This window comes from Candidatus Polarisedimenticolia bacterium (genome assembly GCA_036004685.1).
Classification (GTDB): domain Bacteria; phylum Acidobacteriota; class Polarisedimenticolia; order Gp22-AA2; family AA152; genus DASYRE01.
Genome location: DASYRE010000011.1, coordinates 20,853 through 45,257 on the forward strand (window position 1 = coordinate 20,853; position 24,405 = coordinate 45,257).

Sequence of the window (24,405 nt, forward strand, 5' to 3'; positions counted from 1 at the left end):
CCCACGATGACCAAGACGGCGGGAGAGGACCTCAACCTCTGGCACACCGTCTGCCGTCTGTTCGACAAGGCGGCGGCCACCCTCGGGGTCCCTCAAGGGCTTCTCGAGCAGATCCGGGTCTGCAACGCCGTCTACTACGTGCAGTTCCCCGTCCGGATCGAGGGGCGCTACGAGATTTTCCAGGGATGGCGAGCGGAGCATTCCCAGCACCGGAAGCCGACGAAGGGGGGCATCCGCTACAGCAAGCACGTCACCCAGGACGAGATCATGGCCCTGGCGGCGCTGATGACCTACAAGTGCGCCCTGGTCGACGTCCCGTTCGGCGGCTCCAAAGGCGGGGTCGACGTCGATCCGCGGGACTACACGGCGGAGCAGCTGGAGAAGATCACGCGGCGCTACACGATGGAGCTGGTGCGGAAGAACTTCATCGGCCCCGGGATCAACGTCCCCGCCCCCGATCTGGGGACGGGAGAAAGGGAGATGGCCTGGATCGCCGACACGTACGACGCCCTCACCCCGGGGCAAATCGACTCCCTCGCCTGCGTGACGGGAAAGCCGGTCTCTCAGGGGGGGATCCGGGGAAGGCGCGAAGCCACGGGGCGGGGCGTCCAGTACGGCATCCGCGAAGCCTTCCGTTATCCCGAAGACCTGCGGGCGTGCGGCCTCGAAGGATCCCTCGAAGGCAAGCGGGTCGCCGTCCAGGGGTTCGGGAACGTCGGGTTCCACGCCGCCAAGTTCCTCTCCGAGGAGGATGGATGCCGGATCGTCGCCGTCGGGGACGTGGACGGCGGCGTGCTCGATCCCGAGGGGCTGAACATCGCCGCGCTGGCGGACTACCGGGCCAAGACGGGGTCCCTCCAAGGCTTCCCGGGATCGAAGCCGCTGAACGGATCCACCGAGGTGCTGGAGGTGGACTGCGATTTGCTGGTCCCCGCGGCGCTGGAGAACCAGGTCACCCTGGAGAACGCCGACCGGATCCGGGCGAAGCTCGTGGCCGAGGCGGCGAACGGCCCCACGACCCCCGGGGCGGACGAGAAGCTGCGGCGGCGCGGCGTGATGATCATCCCCGACCTCTACCTGAACGCCGGCGGGGTGACAGTCTCCTATTTCGAATGGACGAAGAACCTGTCACACATCCGGTACGGCCGGATGGAGAAGAGGCTCGACGAGATTTACAAGGGGAAGATGGTCACGGCCCTGGAGCAGGTCGCCGCCGGGCGGATCCCGGACAAGCTCCGGCGGGAGCTGATTCAAGCTCCGGACGAGGTCGACCTGGTCAATTCCGGGTTGGAAGGGACGATGCAGAACGCCTACCGGGAGATTCGCGAGCGGCTGCTCGAGGACCGGCGACTGGACGACCTGCGCACCGCCGCGTACGCGGTCGCGATCCGCAAAGTGGCGCGAGCCTACGAAGAGCTGGGGGTCTTCCCGTGAGAGGATGGGGCCGGGGTCTTATTTCTGGTTGAGCGTCCGGTAGGTGATCCGATCGGCGTAGGCGTAGAAGACCTTGTCCTTGGGCTTGTCCTTGTAGGTTTCCGCGACTTCCTGCAGCTTGGAAGCTTCCGAGTCGCCGGGGTCCACCGTGAGCGCCTCCTTCAGGCGGTTGAGCGCGTCCACGCAGTTGCCGCCTTTCATCGAAACCACCGCCCAGTTGTACCAGGCGTTCCGGATGAAGAGGTCGACCTCCCCGAGGTTGCGATCCCGCGGCAGGCGGTAGAATTTCCGCAAAGCGCTCTCGTAGTCCTTCTCCACGAAGAACTCCTTCGCCGTCTGCAGGTCCTCCTCGAGGCGCTTCTGCTCCAGGACCTTGCTCGCCGCCTGGTCTAGCTGCTCCTTGGCTTCGATATTCGCGGGATCGAGATCGAGCACGGCCGAAAAGGACCTCACGGCCTCCGGATATTTTCCCTTTTCCAGATAGGCCCGGCCCTCGCCGGTGAGCCGCGCGATCTCCCGGCGCGCGTCCTGAGCGGAAGGCTGCGGAGCCGGAGTGGACGGCTCGACGCCGGGGACCTCCACGCCGGCCGAGGCGGCGCCTCCCGAGCCGCGGCTGCCGCTGCTGCTCAGGCCGAGATTGGTGCGTCCCGGCGACGCGGCCCCCGCGCCGGGAGCCCCGGGGGAGGCGCGGCGCGGCGCGCGCACGGGAGGAGGAGCCGGAGGGTCTCCTCCGTGACCCGAGGAGGCGGGTTTCATCGCGAAATACCACCAGGCTGCGGTCCCGCCAATCAGGAGTCCCATCATCGGAAGCGCGAATTTCGCGACCGAGCTTCCCCCACGCGGGCGGAGCTCGGCGGGAGGAGTGCGCGGCGCCGGCCGCCGGCGGGGGGCCGCTTCCGGCTCCGGGGACATCTCGAGCCCTTCGCCCGCGAGCCCGGAGAGATCGAGGTCGGCCTCCGGTGAAACCGCCGCGGGGCCCGATCTTGGCGCCTCGGGCGCGGGCTCCGCGGCGGGCGCCCGGCTCGGCTCCTCCGAAAGATCCATAATCTCGAGCTTCTCGACCGGCTCTTCCGTTTTGCCGGTCGTCGCGGCGTCGGCGGGGGCGGCCGCGGGAGCCGAGGAAGTCCCCAGGTTCAGCTGCGCCAGCTCGGCTTCCCAATTCTCAGCCGGCGCCTCTTGATGCTCTTTGACGGCCGATTCCCCGCCCGCGGCCGGGGGCTCCGGCAGATCGAGCGTGTCGCCGAAATCGGGGGGCGCGCTCACGCGTTGCGTGGCGGAAGAATCCGGATGCGGGGGGTCGCTTGCCACGGAGGCAGGCGCGGCCGCGGGAGCCGGCTCGGAGAGCGCGGCCGCGGGGGCCCGCTTCTGCCGCAAGGTCTCGATCTTCGCTTGAAGCTTCTTGGCTTCCGCATGATTGGGATTCAGGAAGAAGACCTTGTGCAGCTCCGAATCGGCTTCCTCCAGCCGCTCCTGGACGAAGAGCTCGCGCGCGATCTCGAGGTGCTCGGCGATGAAGGGCTGGGCTTCGTAGGCCTCCCGGGCCTCGTCCACGATCTCGTGCACCGCCGCGGAGCGGGGCGCCAGCGCCAGCAGCGACTGGCAGATTTCCATCGCCTCGATGTGCTTGGAGGCGGCGAGGAGCTCCCGGACCTTCAGGATTCCCGTCCGGACCTTGGCGATCACCTCCAAGGACTCGGGAGCCGCGGCGGCCTCCCCGGCCGCCTGGCTGGCCGCGGCGGCGATTTGCGCCTCTTCCAGCAGCAGCGAGGCCATCCGAATGCCTTCTTTGGCTCTCTGATTGTTCGGCTCCGACGCCAGGACCTTTCGCCAGGCCTCGATCGCCTGCCGGTAGTTGCCGGAGTGATAGAGAGACGTGGCTTCCTGGAGGAGCTGCTGGAGGGAAGCGTTTTCGGGCATCGAACTCCCTGTCGGCGCAGCGCGGCCGCTACTTGCCCAAATCTATGCCTTTTGCGCAGGGAGTCAAACCGGCCGGAAGCTCGGGATCGGGAGTGTAACTTGCCTGCAATGAGTTATTTATGCTGAGTTCAGAGACGCGGGTCGAGGATGACCTTCAGGGAATCGGCGGCCCGCGCGACGAGATCGAAACCCTCCTGAGCGCGCGACAGCGGCAGGCGGTGAGTCACCATCGCCCCGACGTCCAGGCGCTTCGAGGCGATGAGATCAAGCGCCACCCGCATCTCGGCCGGCGGCCCAGCGTAAGAATGCACCAGGGCGATCCCGTCGCTCCAGAGATCGAGCAGCGGCATCGGAAACGTCTCGCCCGGAGAGGCCGGCGCGAAGAGCAGAATCGTGCCGCCGCGGTCCACGCACCGGAGCGCCTGCGCGATCGCGGGAAGCGCGCCGGTGCAAACCAGGACCTGCTCCGCCAGTCGGCCGCCGTTCGCGGCGCGGAGCTTCTCCGGCAGATCCTCGCCGGCGCCGAAGACGGCGTCAGCCCCCAGGCGGCGCGCCGCTTCCCGGCGGTAGGGGCTCGGATCGGCCGCGAAGATCGGTCCGGCGCCGAGCGCCTTCGCATGCTGGATGTGCAGGATTCCCGAGATGCCGCTGCCGATCACGAGGACGCTTTGGCCCGGCGCGACCCGGGCGACGCCGTGGGCGCGAACCACGCAGGCCAGCGGCTCGACGAAGGAGGCTTCCTCCGAAGTGACCGAATCGGGGAGCGGCAGCGTCCCGCGCTCCACGTGGATCGCCGGCAGGCGGATGAGCTCGGAAAAGCCGCCCGGATCGAAATGGGTGGCGCGCAGGGTCTCGCAGACGCTTTCCCGGCCCGTGAGGCAGTAGCGGCAGGTCCCGCAGGGAACGTGGTGCGTGGCGACGATGCGGTCCCCGGCCCGGAACCGGGAGACGCCCGGCCCCGTTTCCGCGACGACTCCCGCCACTTCGTGACCGAGGACGCAGGGGGCCTTGCGGATCCGGTACCATTCCATCACGTCCGAGCCACAGATCCCGCTCGCCTCGACCTTCATCAGGATCTCGCCCGGACCGGGAACGGGCCGGGAGCGCTCCTCGAGGCGCACGTCCCGGTTGCTGTAATAAACCGCGACGCGCACCCCTCAGCGCTCCTTCGCCTGGCGGTAGATCCCGGTCGCCTCCTCCACGGAGGCGTTCTCATGGACGACGGCGCGGACCGCCCGGATCATCCCCACGGGGCAGTCGGACTGGAAGATGTTCCGTCCCATGTCGACTCCCTTCGCCCCGGCGCGGATCGCGTTGAAGGCGAGCGCCACGGCGTCGCGCTCCGGGATTTTCTTGCCGCCGGCGATGACGAGCGGCACCGGCGTGCTGCGGACGACCTCCTCGAACCCTTCGCAGTAATAGGTCTTGACCATGTGGGCCCCCAGCTCCGCGCCGATCCGGCAGGCGAGCCCCAGGTAGCGCGCGTCGCGGGTCATCTCCTTCCCCACGGCCGTCACCGCGAGCACCGGGATCCCGTGCCTCTCCCCCTCGTCGACGAGGCGCGCCAGGTTCAGCAGCGATTCGCGCTCCCCCTCCGCACCGACGAAGATCGACAGGGTCACGGCGCTGGCGTTCAGGCGGATCGCGTCCTCCATCGCCACGGTGAGGCCTTCGTTCGAGAGCTCCTTCAGGACGCTCGTCCCGCCCGAGACGCGGAGCACGATCGGGACGCTGGCCTGCGGGGGGACGCTGGTCCGCAGGACACCGCGCGTCAGCATCAGCGAATCGGCGTGAGGCAGCAGAGGCTCCAGGGTCTTGCGCGGCTCCTCGAGCCCCGAAGTCGGGCCCAGAAAGTAGCCGTGATCCACGGCCAGCATGACGGTGCGTCCGGTGGCCGGCTGCAGAATCCGGCTCATGCGGTTAGCCAGTCCCCAATCCATGGTTTGCGACTCCTTTCCATCCGAGCCGGCATGGCTCAACGCGGCCCGCGCGGCCGGCGGCTCAGCGAAGCGCCTGGTTGAGGGTCGACGAATCATCCAACAGCAGCCACTCCACGATCGAAAGAGGCAGACTTCCGTTCTTCAGCAGATCGTCGTGGAACCTCCCCAGGCGGAAATCGGCCTCGGCACGATCGCGATAGCGGCCCAGCAAGCGCAGGATCTGCCACTTCCCGACGATGTAGGTGATCTTCTGGGTCGGATCGGAGGCGGCGCCGGCGGCCTCGCCTTCGGCCGCCTCCCGATCGAGCCCCCCGGCCTCCATGAAGTAGCGGACCGCCTGGTCGAACGTCCAGCGGCCGGTGTGGAGGTTCACGTCCACGCCGATGCGCGCGGCGCGGTACCGGGAGAGCCGCAGCACCTGCCCGTAGGCGGCGGAATTCTCCGGGTAGAGGCCGGAGCGCATCAGCATCTCCTCGGTGTACAGCGCCCATCCCTCGACGAACACGCCGTCCTGATGCTCCCGGCGGATCTCGTTGGTCAGGTGGTTGGCGATCGATATCTGCAGGAAGTGCCCCGGGATCCCCTCGTGCCCCAGGATGGGCCGCGGATCCTCGATGGCGGCCCGGATGTAGAAGTTCGAGCTGTGGGGATCGTAGGTGGGAATGAAGTAGAAGCCGCCGCTGTCCCGATCGTAGAGTCCCGGGGCGTTCATGAACCCGCCGGGGCTGGTGGGCTTGAAGGCTTCCGGCAGCTGGCGGATTCGGAACGCGCCGAGATAGTCGGGCAGCGACAGCAGGCCCTTGGCGCGGAGGAACTCGATCAGCTCCTGCTGCCGTCCTTCGTAGGCCCGCAGGAAGGCCTCTTGATCCCGGGGAATGCTCGCGCTGCGGCGTGGATCCGGCGAGGCGAGCGAGGGGTCGGGAAGCAGCGACTCCAGCGCCCGGTAGCGCGCCAGCTCCACCTCGCCGAGCATCGCCACCTGCCCGGCATCGAGGGGCAGCAGGTAGACGCGCTTGAGCAGCTCGTTGTAGTTCTTCTCTCCCATCGGCGTGAAAGCCACCATCCCGGGAAGGCGTTGCTCCAGATGATCCGCGAAGCCGTGGACGGCCCGGAGCGCCGCGTCGCGCGCCGCGACGAGCTCCTTTCTCTCGGCGCCGGGGAGGCCGGCCGCCAGCGTCATCAGGCTGTCGTTGAACAGGCCGTCGATCGAGCGCGCCGCGCCGATCGCCAGCTCGGCATAGAGCCTCACGGGGCGCACGAGGTTCTTCTTGCCCTGATCGAGAAGCCCGGGCATCTTCCGCAGCCTCGCCGCGGCGGCAAGGGCGCGGCGGCGGGGAGTGTCGTAATCCTTCTTCAGGAGGGAGAAAATCCCGTTGCTGCACTCATTGACGTAGAGCTGGGGGTCGCTCCCCTCCGGACGCATCACCCGGCCGAAGAAAGAGGCGCGCTCCAGATCGGAGCGCAGGAGCAGGAAATCGACACGATCGTCGCGGCTCCAGGTCTGGGCCGGCATCGCCCGGATCTCGGAGAGGAGCTGCTCGACCTTCGCGCGGCGTGCCGCGACCGCGGCGCCCGAGAAATCGGTCAAGCGATCGTCCCAGCGGTGGAGCCCTTGATCGCTGGTGGCGACCGGGTTCTGCTCGTTGCGCCAGAGGAAATAGTCGTGGGCGAGCGATCGGAGCCGCTTGGGCGAGTCTTTCTCCTCAATCTCGCGCGCCAGCGCCGTCCCGGGCAGGAGGCCCAGCAGGGAGATCAGAGCCCAGGCGGGGATCAGATCGCCTTCCAGCATTCCCTCTCTCCCTTGACAACCGCTGCGCTGCGGAGCGCCGCGGCCGGCCGGAGCGCGCCGCGCCGCATGGCCGGATGGTCCAGTCCGATTACCGGGGCTTCCCGCTCCAGCTCGAGCGCCGCGTCGCCGGCGCGACGTCAGGCGAAGACGGGCGCCGCCAGGGTCCGGAGGATGGCGGCGGAGGAATCCTCCACCTCGGCATGAAGCGAATTCCCGGAGGCGTCCATGGTGACGATCGCCGGAAAATCCTTCACCCGGAGGTGCCACATCGCCTCCGGAATTCCCAGATCCAGGAGGTCCACCCCCTCCACCTTCTCGATGCAGCGGGCGTAGTACTGCGCCGCTCCGCCGATGGCGTTGAGGTAGACGGCGCCGTGCTCCTTCAAGGCCTTCAGCGTCCTAGGGCCCATGCCCCCCTTTCCCATGACGGCCCGCAGGCCGAAGCGCGCGATCACGTCGGCCTCGTACTGCTCCTCGCGGATGCTGGTGGTGGGCCCGGCGGCCGTGACGCGCCATCCGCCGGCGTCCTTCAAGGCGACCGGCCCGCAGTGATACAGAATCTGACCGCGGAGATCGACGGGCGGATCGTGCGCCGTGAGGTGATGATGAACGGCGTCGCGCCCCGTGTACAGCAGTCCGCTGATCCGCACCGCGTCCCCCACGCGGAGATCGCGCGCCTGCGCTTCGGTCAGCGGCGGCTCCAGGACCTTCTCCTTCCCCGTCCGGACCGGCCCGGCCGCTTTCCCGCCGCCGGCGGGGGCCGCGAGAGGCTCCTCGGCCTTGTAAAGCCACCTCTTGATCGCGCCGCTCGCGGCGTCCAGCACGACCCCCAGGCGCCGGAAGGCCCAGCAGTCGTAGGCGACCGAAACAAAGAACGAGGCTGGGAGCCGGTTGATCACGCCGATCTTGCAGCCGATCAGAGTCGTCGCCCCTCCGAAGCCCATCGTGCCGATTCCGAGAGCATTGGCCGTCTTGACGGTGTAATCCTCCAGCTCCGCGAGCCTCGGATCGGGATTCGAGTCGTCCAGGAGTCTGAAGAGCTGGAGCTTGGCGTGCTCGTAGCCGCTGGCGCGATCGCCGCCCACGCAAACGCCGAGGGCCCCCGCGCTGCATCCGTGCCCCTGGGCCTGCCAGACGGCGTGCAAGAGACATTTCCGGACGCCGTCGAGGTCGCGATCGGCGCGCCCGAGATGCGGAATCTCGGCCGGCAGCGAATACTGGATGTTCTTGTTCTCGCAGCCTCCCCCTTTCAGCAACAGCTTGACTTCGATCTCTCCCCGATTCTCCCACGGGTGGAAGTGGATGCTGGGAGTGCCCGGGCCCAGATTGTCGCCGCTGTTCTTCCCGGTCAGCGAGTCGACCGAGTTCGGGCGGAGCTTGCCGCGGCGCGTGGCTTCGACGAGCGCGGCGCGGATCGCCTCCTCGATCCGGATCGCGTCGACTCCCGACGGACTCCGGATGATGAAGGTCGGCCATCCCGTGTCCTGGCAGAGCGGCCCTTCGCAGCCCGCCGCCATGCCGATGTTGGAGGAGATGATGTCCAGGGCCTGGGCCGAGCGGCTTTCCTCGTCTTCCGATTCCACCGCCCGGGCGATGGCGCGGCGCACGTCGGGGGGAAGCCGGGTGGAGGTTTCCGTCACCAGGGCGAGCAGGCTTGCCGTGAGCTGCTCCATGTCTCGGTCCTTTCTCACATCCGCGCGCCGCTCTTGGCCTGGTCGAGAGCCTGCTGGAGCTGCGGAAGTCCTTGGAAGCCGGGATTCAGCGCGCGCACCTTCGCGAACGCCTCTTCCGCCGTCTTCGTGTCGTTCTTGTCGAAGAGGGAGACGATTCCGAGGTTCAGCCAGGACTGCCAGTGATTCGGATCGATCGCGATCGACTCCCGGAACCGGCGGAGAGCCTCATCGGCCTGGCCGAGGCGCTGGAAGCAGATGCCCAGGTCGGTGCTGATGTTCGGGTTCTTCGGATCGCTCGCCAGCGATTGGGTATAGAAGTCGCGCGCCTTGTCGAACATCTCGGCATCGTAGTAGAGATCGCCCATCCGGCCGAGGACCGCGGCGTCCTTGGGATTGGACTCCAGGGCCTTCTTCAGCGCGGCCATTTCCCGCTGAACCCTCTGCATCGTCTGCTCGGCGGACTGGCCCCCGCCCCCCGCGGGGGGCGGCCCGGCCGCCTCGGCCGCGCCCGCCGAGCCGCTCGGATCCGAAGGGTTGGTTGGAGCGGCCATCCCCTCGGAGAATCCCGCCGGCGCCGGGGACTTGAGGAATTGGTGCGCGAAGAGGGTTCCCATGATGAAGCCGAAGAGAATCCCTCCGAGCAGGAAGCTGGCGTTCTCGCGCTTCATTCGAGCGATTTCCCCGAGAAATCGGGCCGGCGGGCCGGCGTGAGTCCTACGTGTCGCGAAGGGCTGGAAAATAACACGCCGCATCCGGCAAGTCAAGGCTGGGCAGCGTGTTGCGGGCCGCAAGGGGGTGTGCTATAGAGAGTCCGTGCTGATTCTCCCGACGCCCGCGAGCCGGATCGGACTGTGGATCATCCTGCTCCTCGCCCTGGTGGCCGCGGCTGCCCCGTTCCTTTCCCGGCACGTCATCGGTTGCGGTCCCTACGATCCCGTCGTTCCGGCGGGCCTAGTGCCGCCCACCCCTCCCGACGGGAGGCACCTGCTCGGCACCGACGCGCTGGGGCGCGATCTTCTGGCCCGGATCGTCCATGGGGCCAGGATCTCGCTGACGGTGGGGATACTCTCGGAAGCGGTGGCGCTGCTCCTCGGCCTGGCGATCGGATCGGCCGCCGGGTATTTCGGCGGCAAGGTGGATGGCGCGCTGATGCGGCTCGCCGACGTCTTCTTGTCCCTTCCCGCGCCCCTAGTGGCCCTGGCGGTCATCGCCGCCTTCCCCGACCCCGAGACCCTTCCGGGCCTGCGCTCCCTGCCCTCGCCGAGCCTCGTCCTGGTCTTCCTGGTTCTCGGCCTCATCGGGTGGGCGGGCATCGCCCGGCTGGTGCGCGCCCAAATCCTGGTCGTGCGGGAGATGGAATATAGCTCGGCGGCGAAGGCCCTCGGCTCGGGCGATCTCCGGGTCGTGCTGCGTCATCTCCTTCCCAACGCTCTGTCGCCCGTCGTCGTCGCCGCAACACTCGGAATCGCCGGGAACATCCTGGCCGAGTCCTGGCTGTCGTTCCTGGGACTCGGCGCCAGGCCGCCGCTGCCATCTTGGGGAACGATGATCACCGAAGGGCAGAGCTATCTCACGACTCGCCCATGGGTATGCGTCTATCCGGGGCTGGCGCTGCTGGTCACCGTGCTCGCATTCAACCTCCTGGGGGATGGACTCCGCGAAGCACTCGACCCCCGGGGGAGAGCTCCTCTCCGCTGACCCGCCCGAACCCGGGCCAACTTTCGAGGGCTGGACGCCGATGACACCACGATGGATCGTCCGCACCGGATCCCGGTCCGCCGCCCCGGCGCTGCTTCTCGGGGCGATGCTGCTGTCGCTGTGCTCCTGGGCGGGCTGTTCGGTGGCCGAGCCGACCCGGCCGCGGCCGGAGCAGGTCCTGCGCGTCCGGATGCGCGAGGATCCTCCCGACACCGATCCGGCCCAGTCATCCGACTCGCTGTCGGATCGCCTCAACCTCGAGGTCCATGACGGGCTGGTCGACTTCGAGCCTCTGACCCTGGAGATCATCTCCGCCGTGGCCGAAGCCTGGGAGGTCACGGCGGACGGGCGGCGCTACACGTTCCACCTCCGGCCCGGAGTCCGGTTCCAGAACGGCCGCGCCCTCACGTCCGACGACGTCCTTTACTCCTTCCGGCGGATCCTCGATCCGAAGGTCCATTCGCAGCGCAGCGAGATTCTCTCCGGCGTGCAGGGGGCGAAGGAGTTCCTCGCGGGAAAGAGCTCGCGGTTGGAGGGGCTCGAGGCCGTGGATCCGCTCACCGTCCGGATCACCCTGACGCATCCGATTCCCTACTTCCTGCAGCTGCTGGCCACGCCCGCCGCCGCGATCGTGCCGCGGGAGGTGTACGACGACCCGCGCAAGGGGTTCCTCGAGCACCCGGTCGGCTGCGGCCCGTTCAAGGTCGCCCGGTGGGAGCGCTCCAACTACCTCGAGCTCGCCGCTTTCGGAGACTACTACCGCGGGCGCCCGAAGCTGGACCGGGTGGTGATCCGCTTCATCGAGAACCCGGCCAGCGCCATGGAAGAATACAAGGCTGGAGGGCTGGAATGGATGGACGAGATGGCGGGAAGCGAGACGGAAATCGCCCGGAGCCTGCCGCAGGACTACCGGAAGGGGCCGTACCTGGCGACCTATTACTACGGAATGAACCTGGCGCGCGCCCCTTTCCGCGGCAACGTCAACCTCCGTAAAGCGTTCAACTACGCGGTGAACCGCGCGGCGATCTGCACGCAGCTGTTCGAAGGCACCCATACCGTCGCCCACGGAATTCTCCCGCCCGGAACGCCGGGATTCAACCCCGACCTCAGGGGCTTCGAATACGATCCGGAGAAGGCGCGAGAGTATCTGGCCAAGGCGGGATACCCCGGCGGCAAGGGGCTGTCGCCGATCGATCTCTGGGTCAACAACAACGAGAAAATGCTTCAGGTCGCCCAAAAGGTCCAGGCCGACCTCAAGGCGGTGGATGTGCCGGTCCGGATCCAGGCGGTCGACTTCGCCCATTTCCTCCAGGCGGTCCGGGGAACTCCGGAGACGCCGGGCGAGGCGCTCTTCTACAAGTTCGGCTGGCAGGCCGATTATCCCGATCCCGACGCGTTTCTCTATTGGCTCCTCCATTCCCGCAACGCCGGTCCGGCGGGGAACATGGCCCGCTATTCGAACCCGAAGGTGGACGAGCTGCTGGATCGCGCCCGCGGCCTGCTCCGGATGGAGGAGAGGATCCCCCTCTACCGCGAGGCCGAGCGGATCGCCGTGGAGGAGGACGCCGCCTGGCTCTTCGTGTCGAATTACACCGAGCGGTTCCTGGTGAAACCTTACGTCAAGGGCGTGGTCCTCTCCCCCCTCGGCATGAGCCGGACCCCGTTCGACCGGATGTGGCTCGAAGGATCCCCTGCGTCGGAGCGCCGGTGATCTCGTACGTCCTGCGGCGGTTGCTGAGCCTGCTCCCCGTCCTATGGGCCGTGGTCACGATCATCTGGGTTTGCGTCTTCCTCCTGCCCGGCGATCCGGCGAGTCTCCTGGCGGGCGGGCAGCGCTCCGACCCGCGCGTGATCGCCCGGATCCGCTCGGAATGGGGGCTGGACGATCCGGCGGGAAAGCAGTACCTGCGATACCTGGCCCGCCTGGCGCGCGGCGATCTCGGGACTTCGTACCTCCAGGGCCGGCCCGTCGCCCGCGTGATCGGAGAGGCTTTCCCCCCGACCGCCTTCCTCGCCGTGTCGGCGATGCTCCTGGCATCCCTCGGGGGGATCGGCCTCGGGCTCCTCTCCGCCGCCCACGCGCGGCGCTGGCTGGATGACCTGCTGACCTTTCTCTCGCTCGTGTTCGTCTCGCTTCCCGCCTTCTGGCTGGGACTGATGCTCATCCTTCTGTTCGCCTCGCGCCTGGGGTGGCTGCCGGTCCTCGGCTACGGGATGGAGGGGTTGCGGATCCCGGGGACGGGAATCCGCCTCCCCGAGCTGAGGCACCTGGTCCTTCCCGCGTTCACCCTCGGCCTGATCTCCATGGGAACGGTCGCCCGGATCACGCGGGCCGCCCTGCTGGACGTCCTCGGCAGCGACTTCATCCGCAGCTCCGCCGCCCGGGGGAGCGCCCCCACCGTCCTCTACCTGCGTCATGCGCTGCGCAACGCCCTGATCCCCGTCGTGACGGTCATCGGAATCGATTTCGCCGCGCTGCTCGGCGGGGCGGTCGCCACCGAGTTCGTCTTCGCGTGGCCCGGCCTCGGGAAGGCCATCGTCCGGGGCATCGCCGATCGGGACCTCCCCCTCGTGGAAGGCGGGGTCCTCTGCCTGAGCCTCGCGTTCATCCTCGTGAACCTGGCGGTCGATCTCTGCTATCTGGCCGTGGATCCGCGGGTCCGGCTCCGAAACTCCTGATAGAATAAGGTCATGCACCGAAATCTCTACGGCAGCAGCCGGGAGGATCTCCGGGAGATCCTCTCGCCTCTCTCCGACAAGCCCTTTCATGCCGGGCAGATCTACCGCTGGATGCACGCGCGCGGCGAGCGCGATTTCGCCCGCATGAGCAATCTTCCACGCTCCCTGCGCGCGGGGCTCTCGGAGCGTTATCGCGTCGGGCTGCCGGAGGTGGAGCAGCGCCTCCGATCCTCCGACGGGACGATCAAGTACCTTCTGCGGCTGGACGACGGCAAGGCCGTGGAGTCGGTATACATCCCGGAGCGTGAGCGCCTCACCTTCTGCATCTCCTCCCAGATCGGCTGCCCCCTGGCGTGCACTTTCTGCCTGACCGGAAGGATGGGGCTCGTGCGCCAGCTCTCCGCCGGAGAGATCGCGGGACAGGTTGCCGTGCTCGCCGGCGATCACCGCCTCGCCGCCAACGACTACAACCTGGTCTTCATGGGGATGGGGGAGCCGCTCAACAATTATGAGAACGTCCTGGCGGCGTTCCGCCTCCTGACGGATCCGGAGGGGTTCGGCATCGCGCCGAGGCACGTCACCCTTTCCACCGCGGGAGTCCTGCCGGGACTGCGGCGGCTGGCGGGGGAGAGCCCGCGGCCCCGGATCGCCGTGTCGCTGTCGGCCACGACCGACGCGCTTCGGAACGAGCTGATGCCGATCAACAAGGCCTATCCTCTCGCCGCGCTCTTCGAGGCGCTGCGGGCCATCCCGCTCGCGCCGCGCGAGCGGATCACACTCGAATACGTCCTGCTGCAGGGGATCAACGATTCCCTCGCCGACGCCCTTCGCCTGGCCGCGCTCGCCGGCCAGCTGCCGGTCAAGATCAATCTGATCCCCTACAACGAGGCGTCGGTCGACGGATACGCCGCTTCGGCGCCGCCGGCGGCCCGGGCGTTCCGCGACCTGCTCATGAGCCGCGGACTGCGCGCCTCGATCCGCCGGCGCCGGGGCGCCGACGTCTCCGCCGCCTGCGGACAGCTGGCGATCCTCGACGCGAACACTCTCCAACGTCCCGTCCGGGCATTCGAGGAGCTGCGATGATCGATCTGACGGGGAAGAAGGCAGTCGTGACCGGGGGCTCCCGCGGCATCGGGCGGGCCGCCTGCCGGCTGCTGGCGCGCGCGGGAGCCGACGTGACGCTCGGATATCGCCGGGACGGCGAAGCGGCCGCCGGCGCGGCGGCGGAGATCCGGAAGATGGGAAGAGCGGCGCTGGCCGTCGCCGGCGATCTCTCCCGGCCGAAGGACGCCGAGACGCTCATCGGGGCCGCGCTGGAAGCCATGGGCCGCGTCGACATCCTGGTCAACAACCATGGGATCTGGAAGGACGGGCCGATCGACTCCATGACCGAGGAGGACTGGGACGAGACGCTCGAAGTCAACCTGAAGGGGATCTTCCTTTGCACGCGCGCCGTCCTGCCCGCGATGTTCCGCCAGGGCTCGGGCCGGATCATCAACATCGCCTCCACGGCCGGGCAGCGCGGCGAGGCGGGACATTCCCATTACGCCGCTTCGAAAGGGGGCGTCATCTCCTTCACCAAAAGCCTCGGCCCGGAGCTGTGCGGGCGCGGCATCTTGGTGAATTGCGTGGCCCCGGGCTGGGTCGACACCGACATGAGCGCCGCGGCGCTGGCAGGTCCCGAACGGGAGAAGATCCTCGCCACGATCCCGATGCGCCGGGCCGGCAGCGCCGAGGAGATCGCCGGCGGGATTCTCTTCTTCGCCTCCGATCTCTCGACCTATTGCTGCGGCGAGGTCCTGAACATCAACGGCGCTTCGGTGCTGTGCGGTTGACAAAAGAGCCCTGTTTCAGGCATAAATTCCCCCACACACCGGCGGCATCGGATGGATGCCCCTCCCGGGGCCCGCGGCCGCTTTGAGGAGAACGAAGCAATGGCTTACGTCATCACCGAGAAATGCCTGGGAGAGCGTTACGCCACCTGCGTGGCGGTCTGCCCGGTCGACTGCATCTATCCCGGGGACTATCAGGGACAGGAATTCATGGTGATCGATCCGGTCGTGTGCATCGACTGCGGCGCTTGCCTTCCCGAGTGCCCCATTGAGGCGATCGTCGAAACCCCCGAGGAGGATCCCGAGTACGCGAAGATCAACGCCGACCTTTCCCCGCAGTGCAAGGGGAACTCTCCGGTGACGCCGCGTCCCTCCAACGACCCGCCGCGCAAGCCGACCAACAAGCTGGCGTAGTCCTCTCACCGACCCAGGCCCTTCCGGCAATCCGGAAGGGCCTTTTCATTCCCAGGAACGTCCGTGGACGAGCCGGATCAGCTCCGGAACGCTCGCGGCCCGCACGAAGGCCGCGATCATGGCCACCCCGATGAGGGGCAGCCCCCGCAGCTGCCTTAGGTTATCGGGGCCGATCCCCCCGATGGCGTAGACGGGAATCCGCACCCTCCGGAGGACCGCCTCCAGCCCGGCGATCCCCACGGGCGGGCCGAACTCCGCTTTCGACGGGGTCGGGAAGACGGGACCGAAGAAGAGGTAATCCGCCCCCTCCTCTTGGGCTTCCATCGCTTCCTCCAGGGTATGGGCGGAAGCTCCCAGGACGAGGTCCTCCCCGCCCCATCGTCGCACGGCCCCCAGGGGAAGCCCCGACCTCCCGAGATGCAGGCCCGGGGCCGAGGCGGCGAGAGCGACATCCAGCCGGTCATTCACGAAGACGGTGGCCCGGGTGTCGCGGGCCGCCTCCATGGCGTCCCGCGCCAGGTGAAGCAGCGCCCGGCCGCCCAGGTCCTTCTCGCGGACTTGAATCCTGTCCACGCCCGCGGCCGCCGCCTCCCGGACGAGGCGAGGCAGGAAGCTCTCCGAGGCAAGGCGCCGGTCGGTGACCAGATAGGCTTCCACGCGCGGGCTCGCTAACGTCGTTCCATCCGGATGAATCCCACCGAATCGATCACGCCCACGAGAAGGTGCAGCAGGCCGACGCCCGAGACGGCGCCGCGGGTGAAGGGGCTCAGGCAGAGGGCGCGGACGGCGGGGAGCTTCGCCACGAAGTAGTTCCCCTCCCAAAGGGAGGACCAGGGAACGAGGAGGAGGAAGAGGCCCGCTTCGAAAAGATAGAAGAGATAGACGAGCGCGCCGATTCGCTCCTTCATCCCCGCCCGCCTCAGTCCGACGGCGGCGGGGCGAAGTTCCGGATCTTCTGGGCGAGATCGAGCAGGCGGCGATTGACCCGGAAGTTGACCGATTCCTCCGGATAGCCCCCGCCGGGCAGCGGCTCCCCCGCCTGGACTCCGCTGAGAAGGGTGATCCCCTCGTCGACGTTGCGGTGGGCGTAGATGTGGAACTTCCCCTCCTCCACCGCCTTCGTGACGTCGTGCCGGAGCATGAGGTCCGGGACGTTGCGGTCGGGAATCAGGACGCCTTGAGTTCCGCTGATACCGCGCGCCCGGCAGGCGTCGAAGAACCCCTCCACTTTTTCGTTGACGCCGCCGATGGGCTGGATCTCCCCCGCCTGGTTGATCGAGCCGGTGACCGCGAGGTCCTGGCGGATCGGCAGCTGGGCGAGAGCCGAGAGGATCGCGTAGGCCTCGGCAGAGGAGGCCGAATCGCCGTCGACGCCCGAGTAATTCTGCTCGAAGGCGAGCGAGGCGGTCATCGTGAGCGGCTTGTCCTGGGCGTATTTTCGGCGCAGGTAGCCCGACAGGATGAGAACCCCCTTGTCGTGGGTGGCCCCCGAGAGCCGGGCCTCCCTCTCGATGTTGACGACCCCCGACCGGCCCATCGCCACGGTGGCGCTGACGCGCGCCGGGATGCCGAACGTGTGGTCCCCCAGGTCGTACAGGGCGAGAGCGTTGACCTGGCCGATTTTCTTTCCGGAGACGTCGAGCAGGATCGTCCCCTGCGCGATGCGCTCCTGGATCCGGTTCTCGATCAGGTTGGTGCGATAGACCTGGTGCTCGAGGGCCTGGGCTACGTGGCGGCGCTCCACGAGCTTCTTTCCCTCCTGCACGGCCCAGAAGGAGGACTCGCGAACGAGATCGGCCAGGTCGTCGAAGCGGGTGGAGATCTTCCCCGTCCGCCCCGACATCCGCATGGCCGTCTCGATGATCTCCTCGAGCGCCTCCCGCTCGAACGGCAGGAGCCCGTCGTCATTGCACTTCTTCTTCACGTAGCAGATCACGTTCATCAGGTTCTCGTCGTTGAGCTCGATGGCGTTGTCGAACTCCGCCTTGACCTTGAAGACCTTGGCGAAGTCCTCGTCCCGCAGCAGGAGCAGGCGATAGATCGACTCCGTGCCGATCAGCACCACCTTCACGGACAGCGGAATCGGCTCCGGCTTCAAGGTCGTCGTCGGGCCCAGGATCCACTCCTGGCTCTGAATCTCCGTGACCTTGTTGCGGAGGTTCCGCTTGAGCGTATGGTAGACTCCGGGCTCCGCCAGGACATCCATCGCGTTGAGAACGAGGAACCCGCCGTTGGCGTGCAGGAGAGAGCCCGCCCGGATCTGGGTGAAGTTCGTGTGCTCCACGCCGCGGAGGTCGCGGAACCGCTCCACCATCCCGAAAAGGTTCTTGTAGCTGGGCGAGGTCTCGAAGATGACCGGGGATCCCTTCAACTCCGAGTTGTCGACGATGACGTTGACCTGGTATTCGAGGAATTCGTCCTTGCTCCGCTCGCCCGTCAGCTCCTGCAAGGGGCTGGGCGGCTCGGCGGGCGGCTCGCGGAAGCGATCGAGCTCCTCGAGGATCGACTCGGCCGCCTCGTCCAGGTATTCGGAGACGTTCTCCTCGGGAAAGTCCTTCCGCACCTCGTCCACCGTCTCCTTGATGAGGGGCATCGTCGCGTTTCGATCGAGACGGTCGATTTCCTCGCGAATCCGGCGCTCCACCTTGCGGACGTCCCGGGAGAGGTTCTCCATCTCGACCTGGAGGGTGCCGAGGGTCTCCCGGATCCTCTTGAGGTCCTCCGCCTTGAACTTCCCCGCCTCCACGAGGTTCTCGAGCTGATCGATTTCGATGGCGTTGCCGGCGACCAGGGGCATGAGAACGGGGCGGGGGATGGGGCCGGCCTGGACCTGGACCAGGGCGAAGCCGCTGCTCTCGACCTTCTTCTCGAACTGCTTGATGCGCTCCCGCTCCTCCTCCTTGAGCTTCTCGATCGTCTGCTTCCGGCGCTCGCGGTAATCGGGAGCTTCGAAGATCTGCGGGAGATTGCGCTTCAGGTTGACCACCACCTCTTCCATCGCGTCCCGGAAGGCGCAGCCGCGGCCCGCCGGGAAGACCAGCAGCCGCGGGCGATCCGGCTCCCGGAAGTTGTTGAGGTAGCAGAGATCCTCGGGGGGTTTCCCGCGCCCGCGGCGCTCCTCCAGCAGCCGCCGGACCGCGGTGGTGCGGCCGACCCCGACCTCCCCGGAGACGAAGATGTTGTATCCCGTCTCGCGAACCCCGAAGCCGAGCTTCAGGGAGGAAAGCGCCCGATCCTGCCCGATCAGGACCTGGCAGGGATCGACGTCGTCGGTCGTCTTGAACCCGAACCGCGAGAGATCGCAGCGCCAGCGCACCTCGTCGGAACCGAGCTCGTGCGGATCGCGCTCCTTGGCCATCAGGTCTCCTGCCGCATCATTCTCGAAAGAGCGCTGCGATGATAACATCCCCTTGAATTCCACTGCAAAAGTCGGGCACGCCGGTGGCGGCCCGGCGTTTGACACCCCGGCCTCACCTGCTAGAATGCGGCTTCCTTCTCGGTCCAAAGACGTGAGCCCACTGCGAATCGCGACCGTCTCCTATCTCAACGCGAAACCGCTGACGCGGGGCCTCCGGACGCGCGCGCTCGGAGGGGACTACGCCGTCACAGAGTCTTCCCCCGCTCTCTGCGCCCGCGACCTCGCTTCCGGCAAAGTCGACGTGGCGCTTATCCCGAGCATCGAGTACCAGCGGATCCAGGGCCTCCGCGTGCTTCCCGGGATGGCGATCGCCTCGCGGCGCCGGGCGCGCTCGGTTCTGCTCCTTTCCAAGGTCGCGGCCCCGGAGATCCGCCGCCTGGCCCTGGACGCCTCCTCCAGAACCTCGGCGGTCCTGGCGAGAATCTGGCTGGATCGCCGCGCCCGGAATCGCGTCGAATACCTCGAGGCGCCGCCGCGGCTGGGAGCAATGCTGGAGCGCTCGGACGCCGCCCTGCTCATCGGCGACGCCGCCTTGCAGGCCGACACCGCGGGGCTGCGGGTCTACGATCTCGCCGCGGAGTGGTTCGAGATGACGGGGCTCCCCTTCGTCTTCGCCTTCTGGGCGGTGCGGGCCGGGGTCCGCCTGCCGGAGGGAATCGAGCCGTTCACCGCGTCCCTGGCGCTCGGGCTGGGCTCGCTGTCCGCCATCATCGAAGAGGAAGCGGAGCGGCTGGAGCTGCCGCGGGACCTCCTGGAGAGCTACTTCCGCCAGAACATCCATTACGATCTGGGGGCGGAGGAGGCGCGCTCCTTCTGGCTCTTCAGCCGTCTGGCGCGCGAGGCGGGGGCGGTCGAATCGGTTCGCGAGCTCGCGTATCATGAGCCGGCCGCCGGGAGTCTCCGGCAGGCGGGGGAGAGCGGATGAGCGGGACCACGCCGCGAGCGAGAGCGATTCTGGAGCGGGCCGCCGACGGGGAGCGCCTGTCGACGGCGGAGGCACGGCAGCTTTTCGACGAGGCCAGCCTGATCGATTTGGGACTGGCCGCCGACGCGGCCCGGACGCGGCTGCATCCCGATCCGATTGTCACCTTCATCGTCGACCGGAACATCAACTACACGAACTTCTGCGTCACCAAATGCTCCTTCTGCGCCTTCTATCGCCTCCCCGGCGACACGGAGGAGGGATACCTGCACCCGAAGGAGACCCTTTACCGCAAGATCGAGGAGACGATCGACCTCGGCGGAACCGGCATCCTGATGCAGGGCGGCCATCACCCCACCCTGCCGCTCGAGTGGTACGAGGATCTCCTCGCCTCGTTCAAGGAGCGCTATCCGATCCACATCCATGCTTTCTCCCCGCCGGAGATCCAGCACATCGTCCACGTGAGCAAGCGGCCGCTTCCGGAGGTCCTGGAGCGCCTCAAGAAGGCGGGGCTCGATTCGATCCCGGGCGGCGGCGCCGAGATTCTGGTGGACCGCGTCCGGGAGAGGATCGCGCCGCTCAAGCTGAAGTCCGAGGACTGGATGGCGGTGATGGACTGCGCCCACCGGCTGGGAATTCCGTCGACGGTGACCATGATGTTCGGCCACGTCGAATCGCTGGACGATCGGGTGGAGCATCTCCGCCGGGTCCGGGAGCAGCAGGATCGGACCGGAGGATTCACCGCCTTCATCGCCTGGACCTATAAGCCCGGCAACACGGAGATGGGAGGACGCGAGACGACCTCGGCCGATTACCTCCGCACGCAGGCAATCTCCCGGTTGTTCGTGGACAACATCATGAACATCCAATCCTCCTGGGTGACCCAGGGGACGGAGATCGGCCAGATCGCCCTGCGGTACGGAGCGAACGACATGGGATCGGTGATGATCGAGGAGAACGTCGTCCGGTCGGCCGGAAACACCTATTCCACGTCCCGGGAGGAGCTGGAGCGGCTGATCGTCGAAGCCGGCTTCCATCCCCGCCAGCGGGACACGCTCTACCGCCTCGTCGACTCCCGCGCCTGGCCGCCGGAAGGAAGCGCGCAGCCGGCCGCCAACCGGCGGGAGCCCGTGTTCCGTCTGCCGCGGGGCGGGGCGGAGGCCTCCGCCTGAACCGCCGCGCGGCCGGGCGTTGACTTGCCGGGATCCGGGGCCTAGAATCGCGCCCAATGACACATTTCCTGCGCGATCTTCGGATCCGTACGAAACTCGCCATCATGGTGCTGACGATGATGGCGCTCACCCTGGGAATCCTGTTTCTCATCTACGACCATTACGAGAGGGTGCTGGTCGACCTGGTCCTGGATCAAACCGAGGACCTTTCCAAGGCGCTCGAGATCAGCGTCCAGCAGCTCACCTCGAAGGGTCAGAGCGATCAGCAGCTTCTCCAGGATTACACCGGCCGCCTCTCGGCGCTCGGGGTCACGGAGATCTCGATCCTCAGCAGCGAGAGACAGGTGGTGGCCTCCTCCAACCAGGCCCGGATCGGGACGCGGGTCCATGCCCCGCGGCGTGCCGCGGCCGGACCGCTCATCATCACCGGCACCATCGGCGAGGACGCCGAAGACGCGCAGAAGAAGATCTCCTACAACCTGGACATCCCCATCATCGTGGACGACCAGAAACGAGGCTACGTGCGGCTGCATATCATCCTGGACGACTTCGCGGCGCTTCTGCGCTCCATCTACCTCAAGCGAAGCCTGGCCACCTCCGGGGTCTTTCTGGCGGGCGTCGGAGCTTCGCTGGCACTCGCCTACCGGATGACTTCGCCGCTCAAGCACCTCGCCGCCGCCGCGGAGCGGGTCGCCGGCGGCGATCTGGAGGTCACCGTCCCGGTGGAGCGGGGAGACGAGATCGGCAGGCTTCAGGGGAATTTCCGGCACATGCTGGAGGCCCTGCGGGAGAATCGCCGGCTCGAATCGCGGCTTCGCCGGGCCGAGCGGGCCGGCGCCATGGGCCGCCTCGCTTCGGCCGTCGCTCATGAAATCCGCAATCCCCTGAACTACATCAGCCTGAGCATGGATCATCTGCGAGCCGCCTCGAGGCCCAGCGAGCCGGCGCGCGCGCAGAAATTCGACGAGAGCATGGAGCAAATCCGGCAGGAGCTCCGCCGGGTGAACGCCCTGGTCACGGAGTTCCTGAACTTCGGCCGGCCGCCGCGCCTGAGGCTTCAGCCGTGCCGCGTGGAGGAGGTCCTCCAGGAAGTCGTCCGCTTCACCGCGGAAGGGGCCGGGCAGCGCAACGTGGCGGTCCAGGTCCGCATCGCGCCGGGTTTCCCGGCTTTGCGGGCCGACGCCGAAGGCTTGAGGACCTGCTTCCTGAACCTGGTCACCAACGCCATTCAGGCGATGCCCCACGGCGGGACCCTGGAGCTGCGCGCCGAAACCGACGAACCGGGCCTGGTCCGATTCGAAGCGAAGGACACCGGCGTCGGGATCGCCGAGCGCGATCTGGAGCGCATCTTCGAGCCCTACTTCTCGACGAAGGAGGCGGGGGTCGGCCTGGGACTGGCCATCAGCCAGCGGATCGTCCAGGACCACGACGGCCGGATCGAGGTGTCGAGCCGTCCGGGCGAGGGGACGGAATTCCGGATCGTCCTGCCGGTGGATGGTCCGGCGGAGCTGCGGGAGGGGGCGCCCGCTCGGGCGTAAAGGAGAGTCATGAGTCGAGGCACGGTGCTGGTGGTGGACGACGAGCCCCGGCAGCTGGAGATCCTGCGGACCATTCTGATCGACGAGGGATACGAGGCCGAAACCTGTCTCACCGGCGAGGAAGCGGTCCGTATCCTCCGGACCTCGCCGCCGCAGGTCCTGCTGACCGATCTGAAGATGCCGGGAATGGACGGAATCGCCCTCTTGGAGGAGGCGCAACGGGAGGCGCCCGGCTGCTCCTCCATCGTCATGACGGCCCATGGGGCGGTCGACACCGCCGTCGAGGCGATGAAGAAAGGGGCTTTCGACTACCTGACGAAGCCGCTCGAAGCCGACCGCCTCCTTCTGGTGCTCGAGAGGGCCATGGAGACGGTGCTGTTGCGAGGCGAGAACCGGAGCCTCCGGGCTCAGCTCCGGGATCGGTTCCGGCTGGAGAACATCGTCGGCCAGCACGGCTCGATGCAGGAGGTGTTCCGGCTCGTCCAGAAAGTGGCCCCGTCGCCCGCCACGGTGATCATCTACGGCGAGAGCGGCACCGGCAAGGAGCTGATCGCCAGGGCCCTGCACTACAATTCTCCGCGCGCTTCCCGCCCGTTCCTCGCGGTGAACTGCTCCGCCATCCCCGAGCCCCTGCTCGAATCGGAGCTCTTCGGCCATGAAAAGGGCTCGTTCACGGGAGCGGTCGCCCGCAAGCTGGGACTGTTCGAGCAGGCCCATACCGGCACGCTCCTTCTGGACGAGGTGGGCGAGCTCCCGTCTTCCATGCAGGCCAAGATCCTGCGGGTCCTGCAGGAAAAGGAGATCCGCCGCGTGGGCGGCGCCTCGACGATTCCGGTGGATGTCCGGATCGTCGCGGCGACGAACCGCAACCTGGGGCGCGAGATGAAGGAGGGCCGATTCCGGGAGGACCTCTATTACCGTCTCAACGTCCTGCCGATCTTTCTGCCGCCGCTCCGCGAGCGGGCCACCGACATCCCCGGACTCGCCGAGCACTTTCTCGCGCGTTACGCGCGCGAATCGGGGAAAAAGGCGCCGCGGCTGCCCGCCGAGACACTTTCCATGCTGATGCGTTATCGATGGCCGGGGAACGTCCGCGAGCTGGAGTCGGCCCTGGAGCGCGCCGTCCTCCTGGCGGAGGCGGACGAGATCTCCCCCGATCTCCTGCCGCCGGAGGTCCGGGAGAACCTTTCCGCCTCGTTCCCGGCTCTCGGGATCGATCTTCCCGACGAAGGGATCTCTCTCGAGTCGCTGGAGCGCGAACTGCTGGAGAAGGCGGTGAGAAAGGCGGGCGGCACGCTCACGCGGGCGGCCCGACTGCTCGGCATATCATACCGGACGCTGCAGTACCGGCTCGAGAAGTTCGGCATCTCGCGCGACGTCGCCGCACCATTTGGGGAGGCGGGTGAACCAAATGGTGCACCTCCCGCGAAACCGGAGTCCTAGGCTCTTCCTCCCTGGCGCAAGAAAAGCCTTCATCGGCCGCCCGTTAGACCCCGATTGAGGGATTCCTCCGCGCTGGCACAATGGTTGCTGAGTGCTTCCGGCAGGAGGTGTTACCCCATGAAGAAGTCGTTGATGGTTCTGTTCGTCGCGCTGTTCGTCCTGTCCTGCGTTTCGGTGTTCGCCGGCGAGGCCCGCAAGGCCTCTTCCGGAAAGGCCCGCTCCAGCCACGTGATGGGCGAGGTGGTCTCCGTCGATTCCGCCACCAGCACCTTCGTGGTCCGCGAGACCCTGAAGGACAAGAGCACCAAGGAGATCACGATCACGACGGAGCCCGGAACCAAGATCCAGCAGGCCGGCAAGATGGTCACTTTGACCGACCTGGCCGCCGGAGACACCGTGACCGTGTCCTACAATCCCAGCGCCGATGGGAAGAACATGGCGCGCACGGTGTCGATTTCCAAGCCGAAGACGGCCGAGCCCCCGAGCAAGAGCTAGTCGGACTTCTCGCATTCCGCCGGAGGCGCCCGTCCGAGCCG

The 24,405-nt window shown here is 67.6% G+C and carries 21 protein-coding genes; 12 read left to right on the forward strand and 9 right to left on the reverse strand.

The window, feature by feature from the left end; translation table 11 throughout:
- The first annotated feature begins 6 nt into the window (after positions 1–6).
- A complete protein-coding gene (locus tag VGR67_02860; protein ID HEV8335337.1) occupies positions 7–1,434 on the forward strand; it encodes a Glu/Leu/Phe/Val dehydrogenase in 1,428 nt (475 codons plus the stop codon).
- 18 nt (positions 1,435–1,452) lie between these two features.
- Here the strand turns inward: VGR67_02860 and VGR67_02865 are convergent, their stop codons facing one another.
- The 6 genes from VGR67_02865 to VGR67_02890 form a co-directional block, all read right to left on the reverse strand.
- The gene (locus VGR67_02865) at positions 1,453–3,351 is read right to left on the reverse strand and encodes a hypothetical protein (protein ID HEV8335338.1); all 1,899 of its coding nucleotides are present in this window, start codon (positions 3,349–3,351) and stop codon (positions 1,453–1,455) included.
- A 128-nt stretch (positions 3,352–3,479) separates the two neighbouring features.
- Positions 3,480–4,505 (reverse strand): alcohol dehydrogenase catalytic domain-containing protein, encoded by a 1,026-nt coding sequence (locus VGR67_02870; protein ID HEV8335339.1) that lies wholly within the window; start codon positions 4,503–4,505, stop codon positions 3,480–3,482.
- A 3-nt stretch (positions 4,506–4,508) separates the two neighbouring features.
- Positions 4,509–5,330, reverse strand: a complete 822-nt coding sequence (lsrF, locus tag VGR67_02875) for a 3-hydroxy-5-phosphonooxypentane-2,4-dione thiolase (protein ID HEV8335340.1) — start codon at positions 5,328–5,330, stop codon at positions 4,509–4,511.
- A 22-nt stretch (positions 5,331–5,352) separates the two neighbouring features.
- Positions 5,353–7,080 (reverse strand): DUF885 domain-containing protein, encoded by a 1,728-nt coding sequence (locus VGR67_02880; protein ID HEV8335341.1) that lies wholly within the window; start codon positions 7,078–7,080, stop codon positions 5,353–5,355.
- A gap of 137 nt (positions 7,081–7,217) precedes the next feature.
- Positions 7,218–8,753: a FumA C-terminus/TtdB family hydratase beta subunit gene (locus VGR67_02885; GenBank protein HEV8335342.1), complete on the reverse strand. Its 1,536-nt coding sequence runs from the start codon at positions 8,751–8,753 to the stop codon at positions 7,218–7,220.
- 14 nt (positions 8,754–8,767) lie between these two features.
- Positions 8,768–9,421: a tetratricopeptide repeat protein gene (locus tag VGR67_02890; protein ID HEV8335343.1), complete on the reverse strand. Its 654-nt coding sequence runs from the start codon at positions 9,419–9,421 to the stop codon at positions 8,768–8,770.
- A gap of 145 nt (positions 9,422–9,566) precedes the next feature.
- Here VGR67_02890 and VGR67_02895 point away from each other — a divergent pair, with 145 nt between their 5' ends.
- From VGR67_02895 to VGR67_02920, 6 genes are all read left to right on the forward strand, one after another.
- Positions 9,567–10,451: an ABC transporter permease gene (locus VGR67_02895; GenBank protein HEV8335344.1), complete on the forward strand. Its 885-nt coding sequence runs from the start codon at positions 9,567–9,569 to the stop codon at positions 10,449–10,451.
- A gap of 40 nt (positions 10,452–10,491) precedes the next feature.
- Positions 10,492–12,162, forward strand: coding sequence for an ABC transporter substrate-binding protein (locus VGR67_02900; protein ID HEV8335345.1), 1,671 nt, complete (start codon positions 10,492–10,494; stop codon positions 12,160–12,162).
- Positions 12,159–13,130: an ABC transporter permease gene (locus VGR67_02905; GenBank protein ID HEV8335346.1), complete on the forward strand. Its 972-nt coding sequence runs from the start codon at positions 12,159–12,161 to the stop codon at positions 13,128–13,130. The genes VGR67_02900 and VGR67_02905 overlap by 4 nt, the downstream gene beginning before the upstream one ends.
- A gap of 12 nt (positions 13,131–13,142) precedes the next feature.
- Entirely contained in the window at positions 13,143–14,213 is a 1,071-nt protein-coding gene (gene rlmN / locus VGR67_02910; protein ID HEV8335347.1) for a 23S rRNA (adenine(2503)-C(2))-methyltransferase RlmN, read from the forward strand.
- Entirely contained in the window at positions 14,210–14,965 is a 756-nt protein-coding gene (locus VGR67_02915; protein HEV8335348.1) for a 3-oxoacyl-ACP reductase family protein, read from the forward strand. Before rlmN ends, VGR67_02915 begins: the two co-directional genes overlap by 4 nt.
- A gap of 99 nt (positions 14,966–15,064) precedes the next feature.
- Positions 15,065–15,376 carry a ferredoxin family protein gene (locus VGR67_02920; GenBank protein HEV8335349.1) on the forward strand — a complete coding sequence of 104 codons (312 nt, stop codon included), beginning with the start codon at positions 15,065–15,067 and terminating at the stop codon, positions 15,374–15,376.
- A gap of 45 nt (positions 15,377–15,421) precedes the next feature.
- Here VGR67_02920 and thiE read toward each other — a convergent pair whose 3' ends face one another.
- From thiE to VGR67_02935, 3 genes are read right to left on the reverse strand one after another with little or no spacing between them, the layout of a single operon-like run.
- Positions 15,422–16,033, reverse strand: coding sequence for a thiamine phosphate synthase (thiE, locus tag VGR67_02925; protein ID HEV8335350.1), 612 nt, complete (start codon positions 16,031–16,033; stop codon positions 15,422–15,424).
- Between the two features lie 11 nt (positions 16,034–16,044).
- Positions 16,045–16,284, reverse strand: coding sequence for a hypothetical protein (locus VGR67_02930; protein HEV8335351.1), 240 nt, complete (start codon positions 16,282–16,284; stop codon positions 16,045–16,047).
- A gap of 11 nt (positions 16,285–16,295) precedes the next feature.
- Complete coding sequence (locus VGR67_02935) at positions 16,296–18,734, reverse strand: ATP-binding protein (protein HEV8335352.1); 2,439 nt, start codon at positions 18,732–18,734, stop codon at positions 16,296–16,298.
- Between the two features lie 151 nt (positions 18,735–18,885).
- Here VGR67_02935 and VGR67_02940 point away from each other — a divergent pair, with 151 nt between their 5' ends.
- The 5 genes from VGR67_02940 to VGR67_02960 all read left to right on the forward strand — a co-directional run bounded on the left by VGR67_02940 (position 18,886) and on the right by VGR67_02960 (position 24,364).
- The gene (locus VGR67_02940; protein HEV8335353.1) at positions 18,886–19,719 is read left to right on the forward strand and encodes a menaquinone biosynthesis protein; all 834 of its coding nucleotides are present in this window, start codon (positions 18,886–18,888) and stop codon (positions 19,717–19,719) included.
- Complete coding sequence (gene mqnC, locus VGR67_02945) at positions 19,716–20,888, forward strand: cyclic dehypoxanthinyl futalosine synthase (GenBank protein ID HEV8335354.1); 1,173 nt, start codon at positions 19,716–19,718, stop codon at positions 20,886–20,888. The genes VGR67_02940 and mqnC overlap by 4 nt, the downstream gene beginning before the upstream one ends.
- A 104-nt stretch (positions 20,889–20,992) precedes the next feature.
- On the forward strand, positions 20,993–22,426 hold the full coding sequence (locus tag VGR67_02950) for an ATP-binding protein (protein HEV8335355.1): 1,434 nt from the start codon (positions 20,993–20,995) through the stop codon (positions 22,424–22,426).
- Positions 22,427–22,435: 9 nt separating this feature from the next.
- Complete coding sequence (locus tag VGR67_02955; protein HEV8335356.1) at positions 22,436–23,869, forward strand: sigma-54 dependent transcriptional regulator; 1,434 nt, start codon at positions 22,436–22,438, stop codon at positions 23,867–23,869.
- Positions 23,870–23,986: 117 nt separating this feature from the next.
- Complete coding sequence (locus VGR67_02960; protein HEV8335357.1) at positions 23,987–24,364, forward strand: DUF5666 domain-containing protein; 378 nt, start codon at positions 23,987–23,989, stop codon at positions 24,362–24,364.
- Positions 24,365–24,405 lie beyond the last annotated feature (41 nt).